General features: G+C 53.3%; 20 protein-coding genes. 10 read left to right on the top strand and 10 right to left on the bottom strand.

From position 1 onward, the window contains the following. Window positions 1-15: 15 nt before the first annotated feature. Window positions 16-1,533, bottom strand: coding sequence for an L-carnitine/gamma-butyrobetaine antiporter (gene caiT, locus SK33_RS19850; protein ID WP_048219744.1), 1,518 nt, complete (start codon window positions 1,531-1,533; stop codon window positions 16-18). Between the two features lie 480 nt (window positions 1,534-2,013). On the opposite strand from caiT, the gene SK33_RS19845 reads away from it, so the two are divergent. The 9 genes from SK33_RS19845 (at window position 2,014) to folA (ending at window position 10,343) form a co-directional block, all read left to right on the top strand. Continuing rightward, window positions 2,014-2,784 (top strand): electron transfer flavoprotein FixA, encoded by a 771-nt coding sequence (locus SK33_RS19845; protein ID WP_032937512.1) that lies wholly within the window; start codon window positions 2,014-2,016, stop codon window positions 2,782-2,784. A gap of 15 nt (window positions 2,785-2,799) precedes the next feature. Beyond that, on the top strand, window positions 2,800-3,741 hold the full coding sequence (locus tag SK33_RS19840) for an electron transfer flavoprotein subunit alpha/FixB family protein (RefSeq protein WP_048219742.1): 942 nt from the start codon (window positions 2,800-2,802) through the stop codon (window positions 3,739-3,741). 48 nt (window positions 3,742-3,789) lie between these two features. Next, window positions 3,790-5,076 carry an FAD-dependent oxidoreductase gene (locus SK33_RS19835; RefSeq protein WP_003018887.1) on the top strand — a complete coding sequence of 429 codons (1,287 nt, stop codon included), beginning with the start codon at window positions 3,790-3,792 and terminating at the stop codon, window positions 5,074-5,076. Beyond that, a complete protein-coding gene (gene fixX / locus SK33_RS19830; protein WP_048219741.1) occupies window positions 5,073-5,360 on the top strand; it encodes a ferredoxin-like protein FixX in 288 nt (95 codons plus the stop codon). Before SK33_RS19835 ends, fixX begins: the two co-directional genes overlap by 4 nt. A 147-nt stretch (window positions 5,361-5,507) precedes the next feature. Further along, window positions 5,508-6,851, top strand: coding sequence for an MFS transporter (locus tag SK33_RS19825; protein ID WP_003845694.1), 1,344 nt, complete (start codon window positions 5,508-5,510; stop codon window positions 6,849-6,851). A 91-nt stretch (window positions 6,852-6,942) separates the two neighbouring features. Beyond that, window positions 6,943-7,176 (top strand): YgdI/YgdR family lipoprotein, encoded by a 234-nt coding sequence (locus SK33_RS19820; protein WP_048219738.1) that lies wholly within the window; start codon window positions 6,943-6,945, stop codon window positions 7,174-7,176. 103 nt (window positions 7,177-7,279) lie between these two features. Then, window positions 7,280-7,810 carry a glutathione-regulated potassium-efflux system oxidoreductase KefF gene (kefF, locus tag SK33_RS19815; protein WP_003018878.1) on the top strand — a complete coding sequence of 177 codons (531 nt, stop codon included), beginning with the start codon at window positions 7,280-7,282 and terminating at the stop codon, window positions 7,808-7,810. Next, window positions 7,803-9,665 (top strand): glutathione-regulated potassium-efflux system protein KefC, encoded by a 1,863-nt coding sequence (gene kefC, locus SK33_RS19810; protein WP_003018875.1) that lies wholly within the window; start codon window positions 7,803-7,805, stop codon window positions 9,663-9,665. Before kefF ends, kefC begins: the two co-directional genes overlap by 8 nt. Before the next feature lie 198 nt (window positions 9,666-9,863). After that, window positions 9,864-10,343: a type 3 dihydrofolate reductase gene (folA, locus tag SK33_RS19805; RefSeq protein WP_003018873.1), complete on the top strand. Its 480-nt coding sequence runs from the start codon at window positions 9,864-9,866 to the stop codon at window positions 10,341-10,343. Window positions 10,344-10,439: 96 nt separating this feature from the next. Here folA and apaH read toward each other — a convergent pair whose 3' ends face one another. From apaH to lptD, 6 genes are read right to left on the bottom strand one after another with little or no spacing between them, the layout of a single operon-like run. Beyond that, window positions 10,440-11,288, bottom strand: a complete 849-nt coding sequence (apaH, locus tag SK33_RS19800) for a bis(5'-nucleosyl)-tetraphosphatase (symmetrical) ApaH (protein ID WP_016149534.1) — start codon at window positions 11,286-11,288, stop codon at window positions 10,440-10,442. A gap of 10 nt (window positions 11,289-11,298) precedes the next feature. Continuing rightward, entirely contained in the window at window positions 11,299-11,676 is a 378-nt protein-coding gene (gene apaG / locus SK33_RS19795; RefSeq protein WP_003018867.1) for a Co2+/Mg2+ efflux protein ApaG, read from the bottom strand. A 2-nt stretch (window positions 11,677-11,678) separates the two neighbouring features. After that, entirely contained in the window at window positions 11,679-12,500 is an 822-nt protein-coding gene (gene rsmA / locus SK33_RS19790) for a 16S rRNA (adenine(1518)-N(6)/adenine(1519)-N(6))-dimethyltransferase RsmA (protein ID WP_003018865.1), read from the bottom strand. Continuing rightward, complete coding sequence (pdxA, locus tag SK33_RS19785) at window positions 12,493-13,485, bottom strand: 4-hydroxythreonine-4-phosphate dehydrogenase PdxA (protein ID WP_048219736.1); 993 nt, start codon at window positions 13,483-13,485, stop codon at window positions 12,493-12,495. The genes rsmA and pdxA overlap by 8 nt, the downstream gene beginning before the upstream one ends. Continuing rightward, window positions 13,485-14,771 (bottom strand): peptidylprolyl isomerase SurA, encoded by a 1,287-nt coding sequence (gene surA, locus SK33_RS19780; protein WP_003018860.1) that lies wholly within the window; start codon window positions 14,769-14,771, stop codon window positions 13,485-13,487. Before surA ends, pdxA begins: the two co-directional genes overlap by 1 nt. Window positions 14,772-14,824: 53 nt before the next feature. After that, window positions 14,825-17,179, bottom strand: coding sequence for an LPS assembly protein LptD (gene lptD, locus SK33_RS19775; protein WP_032948502.1), 2,355 nt, complete (start codon window positions 17,177-17,179; stop codon window positions 14,825-14,827). A gap of 255 nt (window positions 17,180-17,434) precedes the next feature. Between lptD and djlA the strand changes: the two genes are divergently transcribed. Then, window positions 17,435-18,250, top strand: coding sequence for a co-chaperone DjlA (gene djlA, locus SK33_RS19770; RefSeq protein WP_003845702.1), 816 nt, complete (start codon window positions 17,435-17,437; stop codon window positions 18,248-18,250). A gap of 95 nt (window positions 18,251-18,345) precedes the next feature. Here the strand turns inward: djlA and rluA are convergent, their stop codons facing one another. The 3 genes from rluA to polB all read right to left on the bottom strand — a co-directional run bounded on the left by rluA (window position 18,346) and on the right by polB (window position 24,406). Beyond that, window positions 18,346-19,005: a bifunctional tRNA pseudouridine(32) synthase/23S rRNA pseudouridine(746) synthase RluA gene (rluA, locus tag SK33_RS19765; protein WP_048219734.1), complete on the bottom strand. Its 660-nt coding sequence runs from the start codon at window positions 19,003-19,005 to the stop codon at window positions 18,346-18,348. An 11-nt stretch (window positions 19,006-19,016) separates the two neighbouring features. After that, window positions 19,017-21,923: an RNA polymerase-associated protein RapA gene (gene rapA, locus SK33_RS19760; RefSeq protein WP_003837386.1), complete on the bottom strand. Its 2,907-nt coding sequence runs from the start codon at window positions 21,921-21,923 to the stop codon at window positions 19,017-19,019. A 131-nt stretch (window positions 21,924-22,054) separates the two neighbouring features. Beyond that, window positions 22,055-24,406: a DNA polymerase II gene (gene polB, locus SK33_RS19755; protein WP_048219732.1), complete on the bottom strand. Its 2,352-nt coding sequence runs from the start codon at window positions 24,404-24,406 to the stop codon at window positions 22,055-22,057. Between the last annotated feature and the right edge of the window lie 88 nt (window positions 24,407-24,494).

Below are 24,494 nucleotides of genomic sequence, written 5' to 3'. Positions count from 1 at the left end.
TTGGGTTAATAAGAATTACTTGTCTTTCCAGTGCACTTTGGCGTCTTTAATAAAGGACAGCGTCACCATGATGTTGACGAAGAACAGCGGGCATCCTCCGGCGATAATTGCGGTCTGAATGGGCTTCAGCCCACCCAGCGCCAGCAGAACGATGCCGATGACGCCGACCAGAACGGACCAACCGATACGCACCAACAGCGGCGGTTCTTCACCATCGCGAACTTCGCGACAGGTGGACATCGCCAGGGTGTAGGAGCAGGCGTTAATTAGCGTGACGGTGGCAATAAAGCAGAGGATAAAGAAGCCCCACATGGTGGCGGTGCTGAATGGCAAGGCGGCCCAGGTTTCGATAATGGCGCGCGCCACGCCGTGTTGTTCAATCAGCTGCGGGATGTTGAGAATGTTTTTATCCATCAGCAGCAGCGTGTTGCTGCCAAGGACTGTCCACAGGATCCAGGTGGAAGCGGTCAGGCCCAGCACCATCCCAAAGCACAGTTCACGTACGGTACGACCACGAGAAATACGCGCCAGGAAGATACTCATCTGGATGGCGTAAATGACCCACCACGCCCAGTAGAAAACAGTCCAGCCCTGCGGGAATCCGCCTTTGCCGATGGTATCGGTATAGAACAGCATGCGCGGCAGATACATCAGCAGCATGCCGACCGAGTCGGTGAAGTAGTTCATGATGAAGCTGGCGCCGCTGACGATAAACACCCAGCCCAGCATCAGGAAGCTCAGGTAGCTACGCACGTCGCTGGCGATTCTGACTCCTTTTTGCAGGCCACAGGCTACGCAAATGGCGTTCAGAATGATCCAGCAGGTAATGATGATGGCATCTAATTGCAGCGTATGCGGAATACCGAACAGCCATTGCATACACTCGGTTACCAGCGGCGTCGCCAGACCGAGGCTGGTACCCATCGCGAAGATCAGCGCCACCAGGTAGAAGTTATCAACGATGGTGCCGAACAGCCCTTTCGCATGCTTTTCGCCCACTAACGGTACCAGCGTAGAGCTGGGACGGATGACGTCCATCTTGCGCACAAAGAAGAAATAGGCGAAGGCCACGGAAAGGAAGCTGTAGGTTGCCCACGGCAACGGCCCCCAGTGGAACAGGCTGTACGCCAGACCGATCTCTTTCGCACCCGTGGAATTGGGCTCCAAAGCGAACGGCGGGGTAGAGATATAGTAGTAGATCTCGATGGAACCCCAGAACAGCACCGCGGCGGATGTACAGGAGGCGAACATCATAAAAATCCAGCTGGCGGTACTAAACTCGGGTTTTTCGTCGCCTAATTTCTTTTTGGCATACGGGCCAAAGACTAACCAGAACCATCCGAAGAGCATGACGACCATATACCATTCGAATGCCCAACCCCAGACGTTGGTGACATAACTGAATACCGCATTAATAACGACGTTAGCGGCATCAAGATCTCTTACTGTTAGCCAACAAAGTATCCCAACAATTATTAATGGCGGAAAAAAAACCTTCGGTTCAATTCCCGATTTTCTCTTTTCATTTTTCATAAGTGAATTCCAGTGTGAAAACGAAATTTATTTAGCGTGCCCGTATGTGATCGTTTGTTTATTTATTATTAATGATTTGTTGATGACTTTTTAACCTCTGGGGCGCCTCAGTGAGTAACTCATAATGGGTATTCATTTCCGGCTATTCTGTTATCTTTGTCACACTTTTTTATGCTGGTTATTTTGTCTGGAAATCTAGATAATTTCTTTATTAATCATGATGTTGGCATTGGTTTTTTAACTTTTTTAAGTGACTGGCGTTCAATATTGTTGAACCAGCAGACAATATTGAAAATTTTCATATTTGACGTGATTCTTTCAATATTGGTGAGGCATGTAACACTATTGAAAGTTACGAATTTCAATGTGTGACATTTTCAATATTGGTGATTAAGGTTTTATTTCCGAATTAAAGAGCGTGATATCTGTATTTAACACCGCCGATATAAATACGTTTCCTTCATGATTTCTGGAGATGCAATGAAGATAATTACTTGCTACAAATGCGTACCTGATGAGCAGGATATTGCGATTAATAATGCTGATGGAACACTCGATTTCAGCAAAGCAGATGGCAAAATCAGCCAATATGATCTGAATGCGATCGAAGCGGCTTGCCAGTTAAAACAGCAGGTGGGAGAGGCTCAGGTTGTGGCCATGAGCGTCGGAGGCAAAGCGCTGACCAATGCAAAAGGGCGCAAAGATGTGCTTTCCCGTGGCCCTGATGAACTGATTGTTGTCATTGACGATCAATTTGAACAGGCGCTGCCGCAACAAACTGCCACTGCGCTGGCTGCCGCCGTGCAAAAATCCGGTTTTGATCTGCTTATTTGCGGCGACGGTTCTTCCGATCTTTATGCTCAGCAGGTTGGTCTGCTGGTGGGCGAAATGCTGGACGTGCCGGCGATAAACGGCGTGAGCAAAATCCTCTCTCTTACCGACAGCACTCTGACGGTAGAGCGTGAACTGGAAGATGAAGTTGAAACCCTGAGTATCTCGCTTCCGGCGGTTATCGCGGTCTCTACTGACATCAACACCCCTCAAATCCCTTCCATGAAAGCCATTCTTGGTGCGGCGAAAAAACCGGTTCAGGTTTGGTCACCTGCAGACATTGGGCTGAACAGCGTGCAGGCGTATTCCGCACAACAGGTTGCTGCGCCGAAACAGCGCGAGCGTCAGCGCGTTGTAATTGAAGGTGACGGTGAAGAACAGATTGCCGCGTTTGTCGAGAATCTTCGCAAAATCATTTAATTATCAGGGGATGTTATGAACAAATTTTCCAGTATCTGGGTATTCAGCGATACCCCTTCTCGTCTGCCGGAACTGATGAATGGTGCGCAGGCTTTAGGTGAAAAAGTTAACACGTTTGTGCTCAGCGATGCGGACAGCGCAACGGCATGTCATTTAGGCGCGGATCATGTCTGGCTGCTCAGCGGCAAACCAGAAGACCGTATGGTTGAAGACTACGCCGATGTGATGGCTCAGACCATTCGTCAGCACAGCGAGGGCGGCGCGGTGCTGCTGCCGAATACACGTCGGGGCAAGCTGTTAGCGGCAAAGCTGGGCTTTCGCTTGTCGGCTGCAGTCTCAAATGACGCCAGCGCAGTCGCGGTGCAGGATGGAAAAGCGGCGGTCAAACATATGGTCTACGGTGGCCTGGCGATGGGAGCAGAAACAATCGCTTCACCGTTTGCCGTGATAACTCTCAGTAGCGGAACGTTTGACGCGCAGCAACCGGATACCACCCGCAGCGGCGAGATGCATACCGTACAGTGGCAGGCTCCGGCCATTGTCGTGACCCGTACGGCAACTCAGGCGCGTCAGAGCAACAGCGTCGATCTCGACAAAGCCCGTCTGGTGGTCAGCGTGGGACGCGGTATCGGTAGCAAAGAAAATATCTCGCTGGCAGAAGCGCTGTGCCAGACGATTGGCGCTGAGTTGGCCTGTTCCCGTCCGGTGGCGGAAAACGAGAAGTGGATGGAGCATGAACGCTACGTCGGCATCTCTAACCTGATGCTTAAGCCTGAACTGTATCTGGCCGTGGGGATCTCCGGGCAGATCCAACATATGGTCGGTGCCAACGGCGCACAGACGATTTTCGCCATCAACAAAGACAAAAATGCGCCGATTTTCCAGTATGCAGATTATGGCATTGTTGGCGATGCGCTGAAGATCCTGCCTGCTCTGACGGCTGCCTTAGCGCGTTAAACCATTCGGGCAGGATGCGAAGGTATCCTGCCGCTGACAGGAGTACGTATGTCCGAAGATATCTTTGATGCCATCATTGTGGGTGCAGGTCTGGCTGGTTCGGTTGCGGCGCTGGTGCTGGCTCGGGAAGGTGCACAGGTGCTGGTTATCGAGCGCGGCAATTCTGCTGGCGCGAAGAATGTCACCGGTGGGCGCATGTATGCGCATAGCCTGGAGCGCATCATTCCCGGTTTTGCTGAGCAGGCCCCCATTGAACGCATAATCACCCACGAAAAGCTCGCCTTTATGACCGACAAAGGGGCGATGACCATCGACTATTGCAATGGTGAAGAGGCCGCATCGTCGCAGGTTTCTTATTCCGTCTTACGTAGCAAATTTGACGCCTGGCTGATGGAGCAGGCCGAGGAGGCGGGCGCCCAGCTTATCACCGGTATTCGTGTGGATAACGTTGTGCAGCGCGAGGGTAAAGTCGTGGGCGTGGAAGCCGACGGCGATATTCTGGAAGCCAAAGTGGTGATCCTCGCCGACGGGGTGAATTCTCTGCTGGCTGAAAAGCTGGGTATGGCAAAGCGCGTCGAGGCATCGCATGTTGCCGTCGGCGTAAAGGAGCTGATCGAACTGCCAAAATCGGTAATTGAAGATCGTTTCCAGTTACAGGGGAACGAAGGTGCAGCTTGCCTGTTTGCCGGTTCGCCAACTGATGGATTGATGGGCGGAGGCTTTCTCTATACGAATGAAACGACCCTTTCTCTGGGGCTGGTCTGCGGCCTTCATCACCTGAAAGACGCGAAAAAATCGGTCCCGCAAATGCTGGAAGATTTCAAACAGCATCCGGCGGTTGCCCCACTGATCGCCGGTGGCAAGCTGGTGGAATATGCCGCGCACGTCGTACCTGAAGCCGGTATGAATATGCAGCCAGAACTGGTGGGGGACGGTGTGCTGATCGCCGGTGACGCTGCCGGAATGTGTATGAACCTCGGCTTTACCATTCGCGGTATGGATCTCGCCATTTCCGCAGGCGAAGCGGCGGCGAAAACGGTGCTTTCAGCGATGAAGCGCGACGACTTTAGCAAGCAGTCGCTGGGTGAATACCGTCAGCATCTGGACGATGGCCCGATGCGCGATATGCGTATGTACCAGAAGCTTCCTGCTTTTCTTGATAACCCGCGCATGTTTACCGCCTATCCCGAAATGGCGGTCAGTATCGCACGCGACCTGTTCACCGTAGATGGTTCCGCCCCGGTGCCAATGCGTAAAAAAATCCTGCGCCATGCGAAGAAAGTGGGCTTCATCAACCTGATGAAAGATGGCCTGAAAGGAGTGACCGTATTATGACATCTCCCGTCAATGTGGACGTCAAACTGGGCGTCAATAAGTTCAATGTCGATGAAGACAGCCCACATATCATTCTCAAAACCGATCCTGATAAACAGACGCTGGAAGTGCTGATTAAGGCCTGTCCAGCAGGGCTGTATAAAAAGCAGGACGACGGCAGCGTACGGTTTGATTACGCCGGATGCCTGGAGTGCGGAACGTGCCGCATTCTCGGGCTCGATACAGCGCTGGAAAAGTGGGAATACCCGCGTGGGACATTTGGCGTGGAGTTTCGCTACGGTTAATAAGTACGAGGTTGTGCACCCGTAGGCCGGATAAGACGCGCTAGCGTCGCCATCCGGCAATCATGTGACGCCAGTGCCGGATGGGGGCGTAAACGCCTTATCCGGCCTATAGATGACGCTTTGCCCGTGTTGAAACAGGAAGTCGCTATGCAGCAGCCCAGGAACTTTGATGACATCAAATTTACCTCTATTCACCGCCGGATAATGCTGTGGGGAAGCGGTGGGCCATTTCTGGATGGTTATGTGCTGGTGATGATTGGCGTGGCGCTGGAACAGCTCACGCCAGCATTGAAACTGGACGCACAGTGGATTGGTCTGCTGGGCGCCGGCACTCTCGCTGGTCTGTTTGTGGGGACGTCGCTGTTTGGCTACATTTCCGATAAGGTCGGGCGGCGCAAAATGTTCATCATCGATATTATCGCCATTGGCGTGATATCGGCAGCAACCATGTTTGTTTCCTCGCCCGTTGAGCTGTTGGTGATGCGCGTGCTGATCGGCATTGTGATTGGTGCCGATTATCCGATTGCTACCTCGATGATTACCGAGTTCTCCAATACCCGCCAGCGCGCTTTCTCCATCGGTTTTATCGCCGCGATGTGGTATGTCGGTGCCACCTGTGCCGATCTGGTCGGTTACTGGCTGTATGATGTTGAGGGAGGATGGCGCTGGATGCTGGGCAGCGCGGTGATCCCCTGTATTTTGATCCTGATTGGGCGCTTCGATCTTCCTGAATCGCCGCGCTGGCTGCTGCGTAAAGGTCGGGTGAAAGAGTGTGAAGCGATGATGATCAAACTGTTCGGCGAACCGGTGGTGTTCGACGAAGAGGCGCCGCAGGAGACGCGTTTCCTTCAGTTGTTTAATCGCCGACACTTCCCGTTTGTCCTGTTTGTTGCCGCAATCTGGACCTGTCAGGTGATCCCGATGTTCGCCATTTATACCTTTGGTCCGCAGATTGTTGGACTGTTGGGGCTTGGTGCCGGGAAAAGCGCAGCGTTGGGCAATGTGGTGATAAGCCTGTGCTTTATGCTGGGATGCATTCCGCCCATGTTCTGGCTCAATAGCGCGGGTCGCCGACCGCTGTTGATTGGCAGTTTTATTATGATGACGCTGGCGCTGGCCGTGCTGGGGTTAATTCCTGATATGGGGGCGTGGCTGGTAGTGCTGGCGTTTGCCGTGTACGCGTTTTTCTCGGGGGGACCGGGAAACCTGCAGTGGCTATACCCAAACGAGCTGTTCCCTACCGACATTCGCGCGTCTGCCGTCGGGGTGATTATGTCCTTAAGCCGCATCGGTACTATTGTTTCAACCTGGGCGCTGCCGGTATTCATCACCAAATACGGTATCAGCAATGTCATGCTGATGGGCGCAGGAATTTCGCTGATTGGCCTGCTTGTGTCCATCGCTTTCGCCCCGGAAACGCGAGGTCTGACGCTGGCGCAAACCAGTCAAATGACGATTCGCAGTAAGCCCGTGACCAGGGCGGGCTATTAGGAGTGTTCTGTATTTTCCCTGCAACTCAGTCAGTTAGCCTACAGTTAACTGGGTATATCACTGAAAACAACTGAAAAGCAGGGAGAACACCATGCAAAAACATATCCTGGTCACCTCAATTTTTACCGCAGCAGCACTGTTTACCGTGGCCGGTTGTTCCTCAAACCAAGCGGTTAAAACCACCGATGGCAAAACAATCGTCACTGACGGCAAACCGCAGGTTGATGATGATACTGGTCTGGTGTCGTACAAAAATGCCCAGACGGGTAAGACGGAACAGATTAACCGCGATCAGGTTAAGGATATGAGCGAACTGGACAACTAGTTCAGTTTTCTCCATTCAGCCACTCAATAATATTGACTGTTAGCCTGTGGATTAAGTGACTAAACTCACTGTTATTACAATAATGCAGTGACACAGGCTAATCATGATTCTCATCATTTATGCGCATCCCTATCCGCAACATTCGCATGCGAATAAGCGGATGCTTGAACAGGCAAGGACGCTGGAGGGCGTGGAGATACGCTCGCTCTACCAGCTCTACCCCGACTTCAATATCGATATTGCCGCTGAACAGGATGCGCTGGCGCGCGCTGATTTGATCATCTGGCAGCATCCGATGCAGTGGTACAGCACACCTCCATTACTCAAGCTGTGGATGGATAAAGTCCTTTCGCACGGCTGGGCGTATGGCCATGGTGGTACTGCGCTGCACGGTAAACAACTGCTGTGGGCGGTGACGACCGGCGGCGGTGAAAACCACTTCGATATTGGCTCCCATCCCGGATTTGATGTGCTTTCTCAGCCTTTACAGGCAACAGCGCTCTATTGCGGCCTCAAATGGCTGCCGCCGTTTGCGATGCACTGTACGTTTATCTGTGATGATGAAACGCTGCAAGCGCAGGCGCGTCACTACAAACAGCGTCTGATGGAATGGCAGGAGGCACACCATGGATAGCCATACGCTGATACAGGCGCTGATTTATCTCGGATCGGCGGCGCTGATTGTACCCATCGCCGTACGGCTGGGATTAGGGTCGGTACTGGGGTATCTCATCGCCGGATGCATTATCGGGCCCTGGGGTCTGAGGCTGGTGACGGACGCCGAATCCATCCTGCATTTTGCGGAGATCGGTGTGGTACTGATGCTGTTTGTCATCGGTCTGGAGCTGGATCCGCAACGTTTGTGGAAATTGCGGGCATCGGTGTTCGGCGGCGGTGCGCTACAGATGGTGGTTTGCGGCGGCTTAATTGGTTTGTTCTGTATGTTCCTTGGCCTGCGCTGGCAGGTAGCGGAACTGATCGGCATGACGCTGGCGCTTTCCTCAACGGCTATCGCTATGCAGGCAATGAATGAACGCAACCTGATGGTTTCGCAAATGGGCCGCAGCGCGTTTGCCGTGCTGCTGTTCCAGGATATCGCCGCTATTCCATTGGTGGCGATGATCCCGTTACTGGCGGCGAGCGGCGCATCGACTACGCTTGGGGCGTTTGCATTGTCAGCCCTGAAGGTAGCGGGCGCACTGGTATTAGTGGTGGTATTGGGGCGTTATGTCACACGTCCGGCCTTGCGTTTTGTTGCGCGTTCGGGCCTGCGGGAAGTATTCAGTGCCGTTGCGCTGTTCCTCGTGTTTGGCTTCGGTCTGCTCCTGGAAGAGGTTGGCCTGTCGATGGCGATGGGGGCCTTTCTGGCCGGGGTGCTGCTGGCAAGCTCTGAGTATCGCCACGCGCTGGAAAGCGACATTGAGCCATTTAAAGGATTGCTGCTGGGACTGTTTTTCATTGGCGTGGGGATGTCTATCGACTTTGGTACGCTGATTGATAATCCCTTGCGCATTATCATTTTGCTGGTCGGTTTCCTGGTTATCAAAACCGTCATGCTGTGGTTGATAGCGAAACCGTTGCAGGTGCCGAACAAGCAGCGTCGCTGGTTTGCCGTATTGTTAGGGCAGGGCAGTGAGTTTGCCTTTGTGGTGTTTGGTGCGGCGCAAATGGCAAATGTGCTCGATCCTGACTGGGCGAAATCGCTGACGCTGGCGGTGGCGTTGTCGATGGCGGCTACGCCGATTTTGCTGGTGATTTTGACGCGTCTGGAAAAATCGGCGACTTCGGAAGAGCGGGAAGCCGATGAAATCGATGAGGAGCAACCGCGGGTGATCATCGCTGGATTTGGGCGATTTGGCCAGATAACCGGTCGTCTGTTGTTGTCGAGTGGGGTCAAAATGGTGGTTCTTGATCATGACCCGGACCATATCGAAACGCTGCGTAAATTCGGGATGAAGGTTTTCTATGGCGATGCGACCCGGATGGATCTGCTGGAGTCTGCCGGGGCGGCGAAAGCTGAAGTCATTATTAATGCCATTGACGATCCGCAAACCAGCCTGCAGTTAACCGAAATGGTGAAAGAGCATTTCCCGCATCTGCAAATTATTGCTCGTGCGCGCGATGTGGATCATTACATCCGCCTGCGCCAGGCGGGCGTGGATATGCCGGAACGCGAAACCTTTGAAGGTGCACTGAAGACCGGACGTCTGGCGTTGGAGGGGCTCGGGCTTGGGCGCTATGAGGCACGTGAGCGGGCCGACGTATTCCGCCGATTCAATACCATGATGGTAGAGGAGATGGTGAAAGGGGAAAATGACGCGACTTCCCGCGCGGCCGTTTATAAACGCACCAGCGCAATGCTGAGTGAAATTATTGCGGAAGATCGTCAGCACTTATCGTTAATTCAACGCCATGGCTGGCAAGGCACGGATGAAGGTAAGCATACGGGCGACGTCGCCGATGAGCCGGAAGTGAAACCGTCAGCATAGGGTAAAAAATGTGATGTTCTGCAAACTTTACTGCTAATTGGCTGTTTTTGAACTACTGTAATGCTGGCGTACCACCTTAAATAGGTCGGTTCGCCAGCAGAACGGAAAATTTTCCTGTTCATCCTCTTTCCGCCAGTCGACGAAAGATTGCGCTTTCCGTATAGTGGCGACAATTTTTTTGTATCCGGGAAATATTCAATGATCAGTCTGATTGCGGCGTTAGCGGTAGATCGCGTCATCGGTATGGAGAACGCCATGCCGTGGAACCTCCCTGCCGATCTCGCCTGGTTTAAACGTAATACCTTAAACAAGCCGGTTGTCATGGGACGCCACACCTGGGAATCCATCGGGCGACCGTTACCTGGGCGTAAAAATATCGTCATCAGCAGCAAGCCTGGCACTGACGATCGTGTACAGTGGGTGAAGTCTGTTGATGAAGCCATTGCGGCCTGCGGTGATGAACCAGAGATTATGGTGATTGGCGGTGGGCGCGTGTATGAGCAGTTCCTGCCAAAAGCGCAGAAGCTGTATCTGACGCACATTGATGCTGAAGTCGAAGGGGATACGCATTTCCCGGACTACGAACCGGATGACTGGGAGTCGGTGTTCAGTGAATTCCACGATGCCGACGCGCAAAACTCTCACAGCTACTGCTTCGAGATTCTGGAGCGTCGTTAATCCTGTAAGTGCCGGATGGCGGCGAAACGTCTTATCCGGCCTACTCTTGTGCCAGATGTAGGCCTGATAAGCGTAGCGCCATCAGGCATAAATCTCTCAGGCGTTTACCGCTTCGCCAGGATCCAGATTCAGATGGCGATTTGATGGCTGCACAAAGTACTGTTTGTCTTCCCAGCGCAGACAGGTGAGATCGCCTCCCCAGCAACACCCCGTATCCAGCGCGTAAATACCTTCTGGTGTGCCTTTGCCTTCCAGCGATGCCCAGTGCCCGAATGCAATGCTGTACGCTTCACTGACAGGTCCAGGAATGGCAAACCATGGCTTCAGCGGGGCAGGTGCGTCTTCTGGTGACTCTTTGCTGTACATATCCAGTTGACCGTTGGGGAAGCAGTAACGCATGCGGGTAAAGGCGTTGGTAATAAAACGCAGGCGTGCCAGCCCGGTCAGTTCCGGGGTCCAGTTATTGGGCATGTCGCCGTACATCGCATCAAGGAAGAAGGGATATGAGTCGCTCGACAACACGGCTTCAACATCGCGAGCACAGTCTTTTGCCGTCTGCAGGTCCCACTGTGGGGTGATACCGGCATGTGCCATCACCAGCTTCTTCTCTTCGTCTACCTGCAACAGCGGTTGACGGCGGAGCCAGTTAAGTAATTCGTCGGCATCCGGTGCTTCGAGCAGCGATGTGACCCTGTCTTTAGGTTTATTACGACTGATACCAGCAAATACGGCCAGCAGGTGTAAATCGTGATTACCCAATACCAACCGTACGCTGTCGCCCAGTGATTTCACGTAGCGCAAAACGTCCAGCGAGCCCGGCCCACGAGCGACCAGATCGCCGGTGAGCCATAGGGTGTCTTTTTGGGAATTAAAGTCTACCTGATGCAGCAAGGCTACCAGTTCATCGTAACAACCGTGAACGTCGCCAATAAGGTATGTCGCCATAGTTATTGTTTTAATGAATGAGTGTTGGAACGGCGAGTCGGAATACGGGAATGTCGATGGTAAAGGCGATGCCTTGTTCATCGATCATTTCGTAGTGACCCTGCATGGTGCCCAGCGGCGTTTCAATCACCGCACCGCTGGTATACTGGTACTCTTCGCCGGGTTCGATATGGGGCTGGACGCCAACCACGCCTTCACCCTGGACTTCTGTTTCGCGGCCATGACCATTAGTGATTAACCAATAACGCCCCAACAGCTGCACAGGCGCTCGCCCCAAATTGCGGATAGTTACGGTGTAAGCAAAAACGTAACGTTCATCATCAGGTGAGGATTGCGCCTCAATGTAGACGCTTTGTACCTGAATGCACACTCGGGGCGAATTGATCATGTTTAACTCTCCTTCGATGGCGCGTTTTCTGACAGATAGTTAGCCATCCGGCAGTATTGCGCGACAGAGATATTTTCCGCTCGCATCGCCGGATCAACGCCCAGCTCTGTCAGTACTTCAACGCTGAATAGGTTGCCGAGACTGTTACGTACCGTTTTACGGCGCTGATTAAACGCTTCGGTGGTAATACGGCTCAGCACACGAACATCTTTAACCGGGTACGGCATCGTCGCGTGAGGGACCAGACGCACAACAGCTGAATCAACTTTAGGCGCTGGCGTAAATGCAGATGGCGGCACTTCAAGTACCGGGATCACATTGCAGTAATACTGCGCCATGACGCTTAATCGACCATACGCTTTACTGTTTGGCCCTGCAACCAGACGATTGACCACCTCTTTTTGCAACATGAAATGCATGTCGGCAATGGCATCAGTATAGGAAAAAAGATGGAACATGAGTGGCGTGGAGATGTTGTACGGCAGGTTGCCGAATACGCGCAGCGGCTGACCCATCGTTTGTGCCAGTTCGCCGAAGTTCATGGTCATGGCATCTTGCTGATAAATCGTCAGCTTAGGCCCTAAAAACGGGTGTGTCTGTAAGCGTGCTGCCAGATCGCGGTCCAGTTCAATGACCGTGAGCTTGTCCAGGCGTTCGCCAACTGGTTCGGTCAATGCCGCCAGGCCTGGGCCGATTTCGACCATAGCCTGACCTTTCTGCGGGTTGATAGCAGAGACAATACTTTCGATCACAAACTGATCGTTGAGGAAGTTCTGCCCGAAACGTTTACGGGCTAAATGGCCCTGATGGACTCGATTATTCATTGGTATTAACAATCATTTTGATGGCGAGATTAAGCGCCGTAATAAAACTGCCGACATCTGCTTGTCCACGGCCCGCGAGTTCAAGTGCGGTGCCGTGATCGACGGATGTGCGAATAAAGGGCAGGCCCAGTGTGATATTCACACCGCGACCAAATCCCTGGTATTTTAGCACGGGGAGACCCTGATCGTGGTACATTGCCAGCACGGCATCCGCGTGGTCGAGATATTTGGGCTGAAAAAGCGTATCTGCGGGCAGCGGGCCGTTTAATTTCATCCCCTGCGCACGCAGTTCATCGAGTACCGGAATGAGGGTGTCTATCTCTTCCGTTCCCATATGGCCGCCTTCACCAGCATGCGGGTTAAGACCGCACACCAGAATATGTGGATCGGCAATGCCGAACTTAGTGCGTAAATCATGATGCAAAATGCCGATCACTTCCTGAAGCAGGGCGGGCGTAATGGCGTCGGCAACGGCTCTGAGCGGCAAATGCGTGGTTGCCAGGGCAACGCGCAGTTCTTCGGTCGCCAGCATCATAACAACTTTCTTTGCCTGTGAGCGCTCTTCAAAAAACTCGGTATGCCCGGTAAACGGAACGCCTGCGTCATTGATTACGCCCTTGTGAACAGGACCGGTGATCAACGCCGCAAACTCACCATGCAGGCAACCATCGCAGGCGCGAGCCAGCGTATCCACCACATATTGCCCGTTTTCTACCGCCAACTGACCCGCGACAGCAGGTGCCCGCAGCGCAATCGGTAACAGCGTCAATGTGCCTGCAGATTGCGGTCTGGCTGGGGTATCTGGAGAGTAGGGGAGGAGTGAAAGCGGTAAACCGAGCATTGCTGCCCGGTCACTGAGAAGTCCTGCATCCACACAGACAACGAGTTCTACAGGCCAATCGCGCTGGGCGAGCTGAACCACCAGGTCCGGGCCAATCCCGGCGGGTTCGCCGGGAGTGATAACAACACGTTGAGTACGAGCCATTAGTTGCTCAGAACTTTAACGTAAGCGCTGGCGCGCTGTTCCTGCATCCAGGTTGCTGCTTCTTCCGAGAATTTACGGTTCATCAGCATACGGTAAGCTCTGTCTTTCTGCGCCGCGTCAGTTTTATCAACGTTACGCGTGTCCAGCAGTTCGATCAGATGCCAACCGAAAGAGGAGTGCACCGGGGCGCTCATCTGGCCTTTATGAAGTTTGGTCAGCGCATCGCGGAAAGCTGGGTCGAAAATATCCGCTGCAGCCCAACCCAGATCGCCGCCCTGGTTGGCAGAGCCTGGATCCTGAGAAAACTCTTTAGCGGCTGCTGCGAAGGTAGTTTTACCGCTCTTAATATCTGCCGCGATTTGTTCCAGCTTCAGACGCGCCTGCTGATCGGTCATGATCGGCGACGGCTTAAGCAGAATATGGCGGGCGTGAACTTCAGTCACGGAGATGCTCTGGCTTTGGCCACGCATATCATTGACTTTCAGGATGTGGAAGCCGACACCTGAACGAATTGGGCCGATGATATCGCCTTTTTTCGCAGTGCTTAACGCCTGGGCGAAGATACCCGGCAGCTCCTGAATACGTCCCCAACCCATCTGGCCGCCTTTCAGCGCTTGCTGGTCAGCGGAATAAGTAATAGCCAGTTTGCCAAAATCACTACCGTTACGCGCTTCATCAACAACAGAGCGCGCCTGGCTTTCAGCCGCGTTAACCTGGTCGGAAGTTGGGTTTTCCGGTAATGGGATCAGAATGTGGCTCAGGTTCAGTTCGGTGCTGGCATCGTTTTGGTTGCCTACCTGTTGCGCCAGGGCATCCACTTCCTGAGGCAGGATAGTGACGCGACGGCGAACTTCGTTGTTACGCACTTCAGAGATGGTCATCTCTTTGCGGATCTGGCTACGATAGGTCGAATAGCTTAAACCATCCTGTGCCAAACGACTGCGCATCTGATCCAGCGTCATGTTGTTCTGCTTGGCGATGTTGGCAATAGCCTGATCCAACTGCTCGTCAGAGATTTTAACACCCATCTTCTGACCCATTTGCAGGAGGATTTGATCCATGATCAAACGTTCCAGGATCTGATGACGCAGCGTGGCGTCGTCCGGTAACTGCTGACCAGCCTGACCCGCATTAAGTTTTACTGACTGCATTAAGCCATCGACGTCGCTTTCGAGAACGACGCCGTTATTGACGACGGCTGCGACTTTATCGACTACCTGTGGGGCAGCGAAACTGGTATTCGCGATCATGGCGATACCGAGAAGCAGCGTTTTCCAGTTCTTCATACTTTTTCCATTTCAATTAACCGCGATGCGGATTACGTTGTAAATCAATCAGATCATAAAGAGCTTTGATACGGCAAAATGTTTGAACGCAACATTTGGTTGGTGCCGAGACCGTAGTTGGAGCTCAGGCCGCGCAGTTCGATATTAAAGCCGATCGTGTTGTCATAAATCGCGTGTTTCTGGGTATTATCCCAGCCGTTCAGCTTACGTTCGTAACCGAAGCGAATGGCGTAACAGCAGGAGTTGTACTGCAAGCCCAGCATTGAATCTGCTTCTTTGTTCACGTTTGTATCGAAGTAGTAAGCGCCGACAATCGACCAACGGTCGGCGATTGGGAAGCTTGCCACTGCGCCCACCTGTGAGATCCCGTTTTTATACTGCTCTGCCGTAGAGTAGTAAGACGGCAGGGTAGCCTGGATATACTCCGAGCTGGCATAACGGTAGTTCAACTGCAGCATACGGTTTTCGTCGCGACGATATTCGATACTGCTGCTACTGGTTGCAACGCTGTCCAGACGCGTGTCGTACTGGATCCCACTGCGTAAACCCCAGCGATCGGAGATGCGCCAGTAGGTGTCACCCGCCCATACCAGTGAGCCCGTTTTGTCGTCATTCTCCCATTTAATGTTGTCATCGCCGGTGCGAGACTCGGTGAAATAGTAGATTTGACCCACGGATATATTAAAACGTTCAACGGCTGCGTCATCATAAACGCGAGATGTGACCCCAGTCGTGACCTGGTTGGCGGAGGCAATGCGGTCCAGACCGCCATAGGTACGGTCACGGAACAGGCCGCTATAGTCAGATTGCAGCAGGGACGAGTCATAGTTATAGATATGACTTTGGTCGCGATACGGTACGTACAGGTACTGCGCGCGCGGCTCCAGCGTCTGGGTATAACCCGGCGCCAGCATTTGCATGTCACGCTCAAACACCATCTTGCCGTCAACTTTAAACTGCGGCATGACGCGGTTAGCTGAATCATCGAGCTTGGTGGTGTTATTCGCGTTGTACCAATCCAGATTAGTCTGCTGATAGTGCGTTGCCAGCAGTTTTGCTTCGGTATTGATACTTCCCCAGTTGTTCGACAATGGCAGATTGATGGTCGGTTCAAGGTGAACGCGCGTCGCTTCCGGCATGTTGTCGTTGGTGTTAACGAAGTGCACCGCCTGACCATAAATACGGGTATCAAACGGACCAACGTCATTCTGGTAGTAGTTGACGTCTAACTGCGGCTGCGCAGAGTAGCTGTTACTGTTTTGCGCGTCGAAGACCTGGAACTGCTTGGTCGAAACCGTGGCATCAAAGTTCTGTACCGCGTAGCCGACGCTGAATTTTTGCGTGGCGTAGCCGTCAGTACTAGAACCGTATTTGTTATCGAAATCATTAAAGTAGCTGGTGTCGCTGACCTTGGTATAGTCGACGTTGAAACGCCACACCTGGTCCAGTACACCGGCGTGCTGCCAGTAGAACAACCAGCGACGCGAATTGTCATCCTTCGGATGTTCGTCCTCATACACTTTATCGGAGTTCAGATAGTCGAACTCCATCAGGCCCGCACCTGCTTGCGTCAGGTAGCGGAATTCGTTCTCCCACATGATCCCGCCACGACGGTGCATATAATGTGGCGTGATGGTGGCGTCCATGTTGGGCGCAATGTTCCAGTAATACGGCAGGTAGAACTCAAAATAGTTATTGGTGGAATATTTTGCGTTCGGGATCAGGAAACCGGAACGGCGCTTATCGCCGACGGGTAACTGTAAATAAGGACTGTAAAAGACCGGAACCGGACCCAGTTTAAAACGGGCGTTCCAGATCTCTGCGACCTGTTCTTCACGGTCGTGGATCACTTCGCTACCGACGACGCTCCAGGTATCGGAACCTGGCAGACAGGAGGTAAAGCTACCGTTTTCCAGAATGGTATAACGGTTTTCCCCACGCTGTTTCATCAGATCGGCTTTCCCGCGCCCCTGACGGCCCACCATCTGGTAATCACCTTCCCAGATGTTGGTATCTTTGGTATTCAGATTAGACCAGCCCTTCGGTCCCTTCAGAATAACCTGATTGTCATCATAATGGACGTTGCCCAGCGCATCGACGGTACGTATTGGCTCCGGCTGGCCTTCAGCCTGCTTCTGATGAAGCTGTACTTCGTCGGCCTGCAGGCGGCTGTTACCCTGTGCGATGTCCACGTTGCCGGTAAACACCGCGTCATCGGGATAATTCCCTTTAGCGTTGTCGGCATTGATGGTGACGGGTAATTCATTAGTCTCGCCCTGTACCAGAGGACGGTCATAGCTCGGCACGCCCAGCATACACTGTGAGGCGAGATCGGCTGCCAGGCCCTGATGGCTATAGAGGGCACTGGCAATCATGGTGGCCAGAAGAGTGGGAATACGTTTTTTCATACGTTGTATTTATTGTTCCATCATCAGTAGCGTCGCGCGTGACAAACGGTCACAGCCTAACTTATCTCATCTTCACTGCGCTAGTGTTAATCCTGCCCATTTAGGCATCCGTGGTGTTAGGCACGGCATTGAATGACAGGTATGATAATGCAAATTATAGGCGATGTCCCACAATTGACCGCAGCCGTAAATCGGTAAAAGCACCTTATATTGTGGGACATAGCCTGGCTGAGAGCATAAAGATTTGGGGAGTCTATGCAGTATTGGGGAAAGATAATTGGTGTAGCCGTGGCCTTAATGATGGGTGGCGGCTTCTGGGGTGTGGTTCTGGGGCTGTTAGTTGGCCACATGTTCGACAAAGCCCGCATGCGCAAAATGGCGTGGTTTGCCAACCAACGTGAACGCCAGGCGCTGTTTTTTGCCACCACTTTTGAGGTGATGGGACATTTGACCAAATCCAAAGGTCGCGTCACGGAAGCCGATATTCATATCGCCAGCCAGTTGATGGATCGGATGAATTTGCACGGTGACTCGCGAACGGCTGCACAACACGCCTTCCGGGTAGGAAAATCGGATAATTATCCATTACGTGAAAAGATGCGTCAGTTTCGCAGCGTCTGTTTTGGTCGATTCGATCTGATCCGCATGTTTCTGGAAATTCAAATCCAGGCGGCATTTGCCGATGGGTCGTTACATCCTAATGAGCGTGAAGTGCTGTATGTGATTGCTGAAGAGTTGGGGATCTCACGTACCCAATTTGATCAGTTCCTGCGCATGATGCAGGGCGGCGCACAGTTTGGCGGCGGATATCAGCAGCAGTCTGGCGGCGGTGGCTGGCAGCAGGCGCAACGCGGCCCGACGCTGGAAGACGCCTGTAATGTGCTGGGTGTGAAAACGACCGATGATGCGACTACCATAAAGCGCGCTTACCGTAAGCTGATGAGCGAGCACCATCCGGACAAACTGGTCGCGAAAGGTCTGCCGCCAGAGATGATGGAAATGGCGAAGCAAAAAGCGCAGGAAATCCAGAAGGCTTACGAGTTAATCAAAGAACAAAAAGGCTTTAAATAATAATTATGCCGGATGCGGCTAGCGCTTTATCCGGCCTACGGTAATGAATGTAGGCCGGGCAAGCGAAGCGCCCCCGGCATAAATTGGCTCAGAATTTAAAAATCCGCCGGGACTTTAAACGTCATACTGTTGCCGTATTCGGGATGCGTGATGGTTAGCATCTCGGCGTGCAGCAGCAGGCGGGGTGCCAACGCCAGCGCTTCAGGCGGAGCATAGAAGCGATCGCCGAGGATTGGATGCCCTAACGCCAGCATATGCACACGCAGCTGGTGGGAGCGTCCGGTAATCGGTTTAAGCACGACCCAGGCGGTGTTATCCGCCGCGAACTCCACCACCTCATACTCTGTCTGCGCTGATTTCCCGGTCTCATAACACACTTTTTGTTTTGGCCTGTTCGGCCAGTCGCAAATCAGCGGTAAATCAACCAGACCCTCGGCCGGAGCGGGATGCCCCCAGACGCGTGCAACATACTGTTTTTTCGGTTCGCGCTCGCGAAACTGCCGTTTTAGCTCGCGCTCTGCCGCTTTGGTTAGCGCGACTACAATCACGCCGCTGGTGGCCATATCCAGACGATGGACGGATTCAGCCTGCGGATAATCGCGCTGGATACGCGTCATCACGCTGTCTTTGTGCTCATCCAGACGACCCGGCACAGACAACAAACCGCTCGGCTTGTTGACCACCATAATGTGCTCATCCTGATACAGGATGACCAACCAGGGTTCCTGCGGCGGATTGTAGTTTTCCATCCCCATGTATGGCTCCGTTACTGATGCGTCACGACGATCAGGCGCAGGGCATCCAGACGCCAGCCCGCCTGATCCAGGCTTTCCATCACCTGCTGACGGTTGCTTTCAATTGCGCTGAGTTCGTCATCACGGATGTTCGGGTTAACGGCACGCAGCGCTTCCAGACGGGAGAGTTCCGCAGTCAGTTTTTCGTCCGCTTCTTTACGCGCCGCGTCGATCAGCGCGCGGGCTGATTTTTCCACCTGTGCTTCACCGAGTTGCAGAATAGCATGAACGTCCTGCTGCACGGCGTTGACCAGTTTACTGCCGGTGTGGCGGTTAACGGCGCTGAGCTGACGGTTAAAGGTTTCGAACTCAACCTGTGCAGCGAGGTTATTGCCGTTTTTATCCAGCAGCATACGTACCGGCGTTGGCGGCAGGAAGCGGTTCAGCTGCAGCTGTTTCGGCGCTTGCGCTTCAACCACATACACCAGCTCAACCAACAGCGTTCCGACCGGTAATGCTTTATTTTTCAACAACGAAATGGTGCTACTGCCGGTGTCGCCAGAGAGGATAAGATCCAGACCATTACGGATTAACGGATGCTCCCAGGTAATAAACTGAGCGTCTTCACGCGACAGAGCGACATCACGCTCAAACGTAATGGTGCAGCCATCTTCCGGCAATCCAGGGAAATCTGGCACCAGCATATGATCGGACGGTGTCAGCACGATCAAATTGTCACCACGGTCATCCTGATTAATACCAACGATATCAAACAGGTTCATGGCGAAGGCGATCAGGCTGGTATCATCGTCCTGTTCTTCAATACTCTCAGCCAGTGCCAGCGCTTTTTCACCGCCGTTAGAGTGGATCTCCAGCAGACGATCGCGACCTTGCTCCAGCTGAGCTTTCAGCGCGTCATGTTGTTCGCGACAGGTTTTGATCAGATCGTCAAAGCCATCGGTATTTTCTGGTTCAGCCAGGTAGCCGATCAGATTGTTATAGACCGTGTCGTAGATGGTACGGCCGGTCGGGCAGGTATGTTCAAACGCATCCAGACCTTCATGGTACCAGCGCACCAGCACGGATTGTGCGGTTTTTTCCAGGTACGGAACGTGGATCTGAATATCATGTGCCTGACCAATACGGTCCAGGCGGCCAATACGCTGTTCCAGCAGGTCCGGGTTGAACGGCAGGTCAAACATCACCAGATTGCTGGCGAACTGGAAGTTACGCCCTTCGGAGCCGATTTCAGAACACAGCATTACCTGGGCGCCGCTATCTTCTTCGCTAAACCAGGCTGCGGCGCGGTCACGCTCAATGATCGACATCCCTTCATGGAACACGGCAGCGCGGATACCTTCGCGCTCGCGCAGAACCTGCTCCAGCTGAAGCGCAGTGGTGGCTTTTGCACAGATAACTAATACTTTTTGCGAGCGGTGGCTGGTCAGATAGCCCATCAGCCATTCCACGCGCGGGTCAAAGTTCCACCAGGTGCCGGTATCGCCTTCGAATTCCTGATAAATCTGTTCCGGGTAGAGCATATCGCGCGCCCGGTCTTCCGCGCTTTTACGCGCACCCATAATGCCGGAGACTTTAATCGCCGTCTGGTATTGGGTCGGCAGCGGCAGCTTGATGGTGTGCAGCTCGCGTTTTGGGAAGCCTTTCACACCATTACGGGTGTTACGGAACAGCACGCGGCTGGTGCCATGGCGGTCCATCAGCATCGAAACCAGCTCCTGACGCGCGCTCTGGGCATCTTCGCTGTCGCTGTTTGCCGCTTGCAATAGCGGCTCAATGTCCTGCTCGCCAATCATGTCGCCTAACATGTTCAGCTCACTGTTACTCAGCTTGTTGCCTGCCAATAACATAGCGACGGCGTCGGCGACCGGACGATAATTTTTTTGCTCTTCAACAAACTGGGCGAAATCGTGAAAACGGCTGGGGTCCAGCAGGCGCAGACGAGCAAAGTGACTTTCCATGCCCAGCTGCTCCGGTGTAGCGGTTAGCAGCAGGATGCCCGGCACACGTTCTGCCAGTTGTTCAATGGCCATATATTCGCGGCTGGGCGCGTCTTCGCTCCACACCAGGTGATGCGCTTCATCGACGATCAGCAGATCCCATTCGGCGTCACACAGATGCTCCAGGCGCTGTTTACTGCGACGGGCAAAGTCCAGCGAGCAGATGACCAGTTGTTCGGTTTCAAATGGGTTGTAGGCATCGTGCTGCGCTTCTGCATAACGCTCATCATCAAACAGTGCAAAACGCAGGTTGAAGCGACGCAGCATTTCGACCAGCCACTGGTGCTGTAATGTCTCCGGGACGATGATCAGCACGCGCTCTGCGGCGCCGGACAGCAGTTGTTGATGCAGGATCATCCCGGCTTCAATGGTTTTACCTAAACCCACTTCGTCTGCCAGTAAAACGCGAGGGGCATGACGACGGCCAACATCATGGGCAATGTTCAGTTGGTGAGGGATCAGGCTGGTACGTTGACCACGCAACCCACTCCACGGCATACGGTATTGTTCGCTCTGAAATTTACGGGCGCGATAGCGCAGAGCAAAGCGATCCATGCGGTCAATCTGGCCGGCAAACAGGCGATCTTGTGGTTTGCTGAATACCAGTTTGCTGTCGAGTAGTACTTCACGCAGCATGACACCGGTTTCTTCGGTATCCAGGCGGGTTCCGATATAGGCAAGCAGGCCGTTTTCTTCTTTTACTTCATCGACATGCAGTTGCCAGCCTTCATGGCTTGTTATCGTATCGCCAGGATTGAACATCACGCGGGTCACGGGGGAATCACTGCGCGCATACAGACGGTTTTCGCCCGTCGATGAGAAAAGTAATGTGACGGTTCGCGCATCCATGGCGACAACGGTACCAAGTCCCAATTCGCTTTCTGTATCGCTGATCCAGCGTTGACCAAGTGTAAAAGGCATATATGTTCGGCTCTATATCTTTAGTTGCAGGCAATACTCACCCTCTGCCAGAGTAAAGTGGCAGCAAGTGTATTGGGGTCCAGGAATGGAAAGGGCGCTATGGTACTGGATGGCGACGGTTTCGTCACGCGTCAAAATAACCCCAGTTGCCCTGTGAGTAGTGTAGCAAAATTATCGTCAATAAAGGGAAGAATTCCCTCGGCAACGGGTTGGATCTGGCGTGTCAGATAATGCTCGTAATCGAGCGCAGATAGCTGATAATCAACAGGTTCTGGGCCATTGACCGTCCAGACATATTTTATGGTTCCGCGATTTTGATACTGCGGTGGACGCCCCAGCTTTACATTCTGCTCATCGGCGAGGCGCGCGGCGCGCACGTGTGGTGGAACATTTCGCTGGTATTCGCTTAACGGGCGGCGCAGGCGCTTGCGGTACACCAGTTGTTCATCCATTTCACCGGCCATCAGACGGTCAATAGTCTCGCGAACAAACTCCTGATAAGGTTCGTTACGAAAAATTCGCAGGTATAGCTCCTGCTGAAACTGTTGGGCCAGCGGCGTCCAGTCGGTTCGTACCGTTTCCAGTCCCTTAAACACCATACGTTGCTCAGCGCCGTCCTGAATCATCCCTGCATAGCGTTTTTTACTGCCGGTATCTGCACCGCGAATGGTCGGCATCAGAAAGCGACAAAAATGGGTTTCAAATTCCAGCTCCAGCGCACTGGTCAGGTTTTGTTGTTTCAGCGACTGCGCCCACCAGTCGTTGACGTAGCTCACCAGCTCACGGCCAATCCGGGCGGCATCATCTTCTGAGTGCGCCTTTTTCAGCCAGACAAAGGTCGAGTCGGTATCGCCATAGATAACGTCGTAACCCTGAGCTTCAATCAGCGCTTTGGTCTGGCGCATGATCGCATGGCCGCGCATGGTAATGGACGAGGCCAGTCTCGGGTCGAAAAAGCGACAGGCGGTGGTTCCCAGCACGCCGTAAAATGCGTTCATGATGATTTTCAGCGCCTGCGAGAGCGGCTTATTGCCGCGGCGTTTTGCTTCATCGCGACCATGCCAGATCCGGGTCACGATTTCCGGCAGGCAGTGCTTTTCACGTGAGAACCAGGCGTCAAGGAACCCTTCGGTGCTGTGCTCCGGATCCGGCTGCGCCATTCCTTCGATAAGCCCCACCGGATCGATTAAAAAAGTACGAATTATTGAGGGGTACAGGCTTTTGTAATCCAGCACCAGTACCGAGTCGTATAAGCCGGGGCGCGAGTCCATCACGTAGCCACCGGGGCTGGCGTGCGCGGGGACTTCACCCAGGTTCGGTGCCACATAACCCGCCCGGTGCATTCGTGGCAGGTAGAGATGTCCGAAGGCGGCAACTGAACCACCGTGCCGGTCGACCGGCAGACCGTTGACCGTCGATCGTTCCAGCAGAAATGGCATGATCTCGGTTTTATGAAAAATACGCGTGACCAACTCACAGTCTTTGAGATTGTAGGTGGCGAGCGCGGGCTTATCCTGGGCAAACCGGCGATCGATTTCGTCCATCCTGTCCCAGGGATTATCAATTGACTTCCCTTCGCCCAGTAGCTCCTGCGACACCGTCTCCAGCGAAAATGACGAGAAATTCCAGAATGCGGATTTGAGCGCCTCAATGCCGTCGATAATCAGGCGACCTTTAGCCTGCGCGAAGAACACGCCGTTTTTGAAGCCATGCTCGCGCCACTCCAGCTCGCTATTGTCACGACCAAAACGCAGGGGAATGCGGTAACGTTCGGCGTGCTTTTGCAGGACGCGTAAATCGAATTGCACGACGTTCCAGCCGATTATCACATCAGGATCGTGACGGGCAATCCAGTCATTGAGCTTTTCCAACAACTGCGGGCGGCTTGCAACGTACTCAAGTTCAAAATCCAGCGCAGAGGCATCACCGTTTGCCGGGCCGAGCATATAGACAATACGCTGCCCACAGCCCTCAAGACCGATGCAGTAGAGTTCGCCGTGGCGCGTGGTTTCGATATCCAGCGATACCCATTTTAGCGGTGGTCGATAGTCAGGGTTCGGCTTCAGGCGGGCATTAACCAGCATGTCGTCATGTCTGTCGCCTTCGACCCAAACAGGGGAGGTGATAAAGCGCTCCATTAGATACCGCTCCGGCGGCCGTACGTCAGCTTCGTAGACGGTGACTGCGTTTTCGCGCAGCAGTTTTTCCAGCCGCATAAGCTGGCGATGTGAGCGGCAATACAGGCCGGAAACGGGCTGGCGGTGGAAGTCTTGCAACTGAAGAGGCGTCAGGCGATAGCCGTTTTCAGTACGTAATAGTGAGGTGACGCGAGGAACCTGACTGGTGGGAATAAACGCGACTGACTCCTGTGGCGCAAGCGTGACCTGCAGCGGCCCATCGTCTGTAGCCAGCCAGAATGAGACCTCAGTTCCCTGCGGAGTGTCCCGCCAGTGTCGGGTTAGAATAAAGCCTGCCTGCGCCACGCTGTGTATCCATTAAAAAACCAGGCATTATTATAGCCTGGTTCTGATAGATTGGCTGTGATTTTATACAGTTGTTATGTGTCAGCAG

This window comes from Citrobacter sp. MGH103 (genome assembly GCF_001034475.2).
GTDB lineage: Bacteria > Pseudomonadota > Gammaproteobacteria > Enterobacterales > Enterobacteriaceae > Citrobacter > Citrobacter freundii.
Note: the sequence above shows the minus strand (reverse complement) of the source record. Positions and strands in the feature narration are given on the sequence as shown.

What these genes read in the sequence shown, in the direction of transcription:
- caiT (WP_048219744.1), bottom strand. Translation starts at nt 1,533, where the DNA reads ATGAAAAATGAAAAGAGAAAATCGGGAATTGAACCGAAGGTTTTTTTT.
- SK33_RS19845 (WP_032937512.1), top strand. Translation starts at nt 2,014, where the DNA reads ATGAAGATAATTACTTGCTACAAATGCGTACCTGATGAGCAGGATATT.
- SK33_RS19840 (WP_048219742.1), top strand. Translation starts at nt 2,800, where the DNA reads ATGAACAAATTTTCCAGTATCTGGGTATTCAGCGATACCCCTTCTCGT.
- SK33_RS19835 (WP_003018887.1), top strand. Translation starts at nt 3,790, where the DNA reads ATGTCCGAAGATATCTTTGATGCCATCATTGTGGGTGCAGGTCTGGCT.
- fixX (WP_048219741.1), top strand. Translation starts at nt 5,073, where the DNA reads ATGACATCTCCCGTCAATGTGGACGTCAAACTGGGCGTCAATAAGTTC.
- SK33_RS19825 (WP_003845694.1), top strand. Translation starts at nt 5,508, where the DNA reads ATGCAGCAGCCCAGGAACTTTGATGACATCAAATTTACCTCTATTCAC.
- SK33_RS19820 (WP_048219738.1), top strand. Translation starts at nt 6,943, where the DNA reads ATGCAAAAACATATCCTGGTCACCTCAATTTTTACCGCAGCAGCACTG.
- kefF (WP_003018878.1), top strand. Translation starts at nt 7,280, where the DNA reads ATGATTCTCATCATTTATGCGCATCCCTATCCGCAACATTCGCATGCG.
- kefC (WP_003018875.1), top strand. Translation starts at nt 7,803, where the DNA reads ATGGATAGCCATACGCTGATACAGGCGCTGATTTATCTCGGATCGGCG.
- folA (WP_003018873.1), top strand. Translation starts at nt 9,864, where the DNA reads ATGATCAGTCTGATTGCGGCGTTAGCGGTAGATCGCGTCATCGGTATG.
- apaH (WP_016149534.1), bottom strand. Translation starts at nt 11,288, where the DNA reads ATGGCGACATACCTTATTGGCGACGTTCACGGTTGTTACGATGAACTG.
- apaG (WP_003018867.1), bottom strand. Translation starts at nt 11,676, where the DNA reads ATGATCAATTCGCCCCGAGTGTGCATTCAGGTACAAAGCGTCTACATT.
- rsmA (WP_003018865.1), bottom strand. Translation starts at nt 12,500, where the DNA reads ATGAATAATCGAGTCCATCAGGGCCATTTAGCCCGTAAACGTTTCGGG.
- pdxA (WP_048219736.1), bottom strand. Translation starts at nt 13,485, where the DNA reads ATGGCTCGTACTCAACGTGTTGTTATCACTCCCGGCGAACCCGCCGGG.
- surA (WP_003018860.1), bottom strand. Translation starts at nt 14,771, where the DNA reads ATGAAGAACTGGAAAACGCTGCTTCTCGGTATCGCCATGATCGCGAAT.
- lptD (WP_032948502.1), bottom strand. Translation starts at nt 17,179, where the DNA reads ATGAAAAAACGTATTCCCACTCTTCTGGCCACCATGATTGCCAGTGCC.
- djlA (WP_003845702.1), top strand. Translation starts at nt 17,435, where the DNA reads ATGCAGTATTGGGGAAAGATAATTGGTGTAGCCGTGGCCTTAATGATG.
- rluA (WP_048219734.1), bottom strand. Translation starts at nt 19,005, where the DNA reads ATGGGGATGGAAAACTACAATCCGCCGCAGGAACCCTGGTTGGTCATC.
- rapA (WP_003837386.1), bottom strand. Translation starts at nt 21,923, where the DNA reads ATGCCTTTTACACTTGGTCAACGCTGGATCAGCGATACAGAAAGCGAA.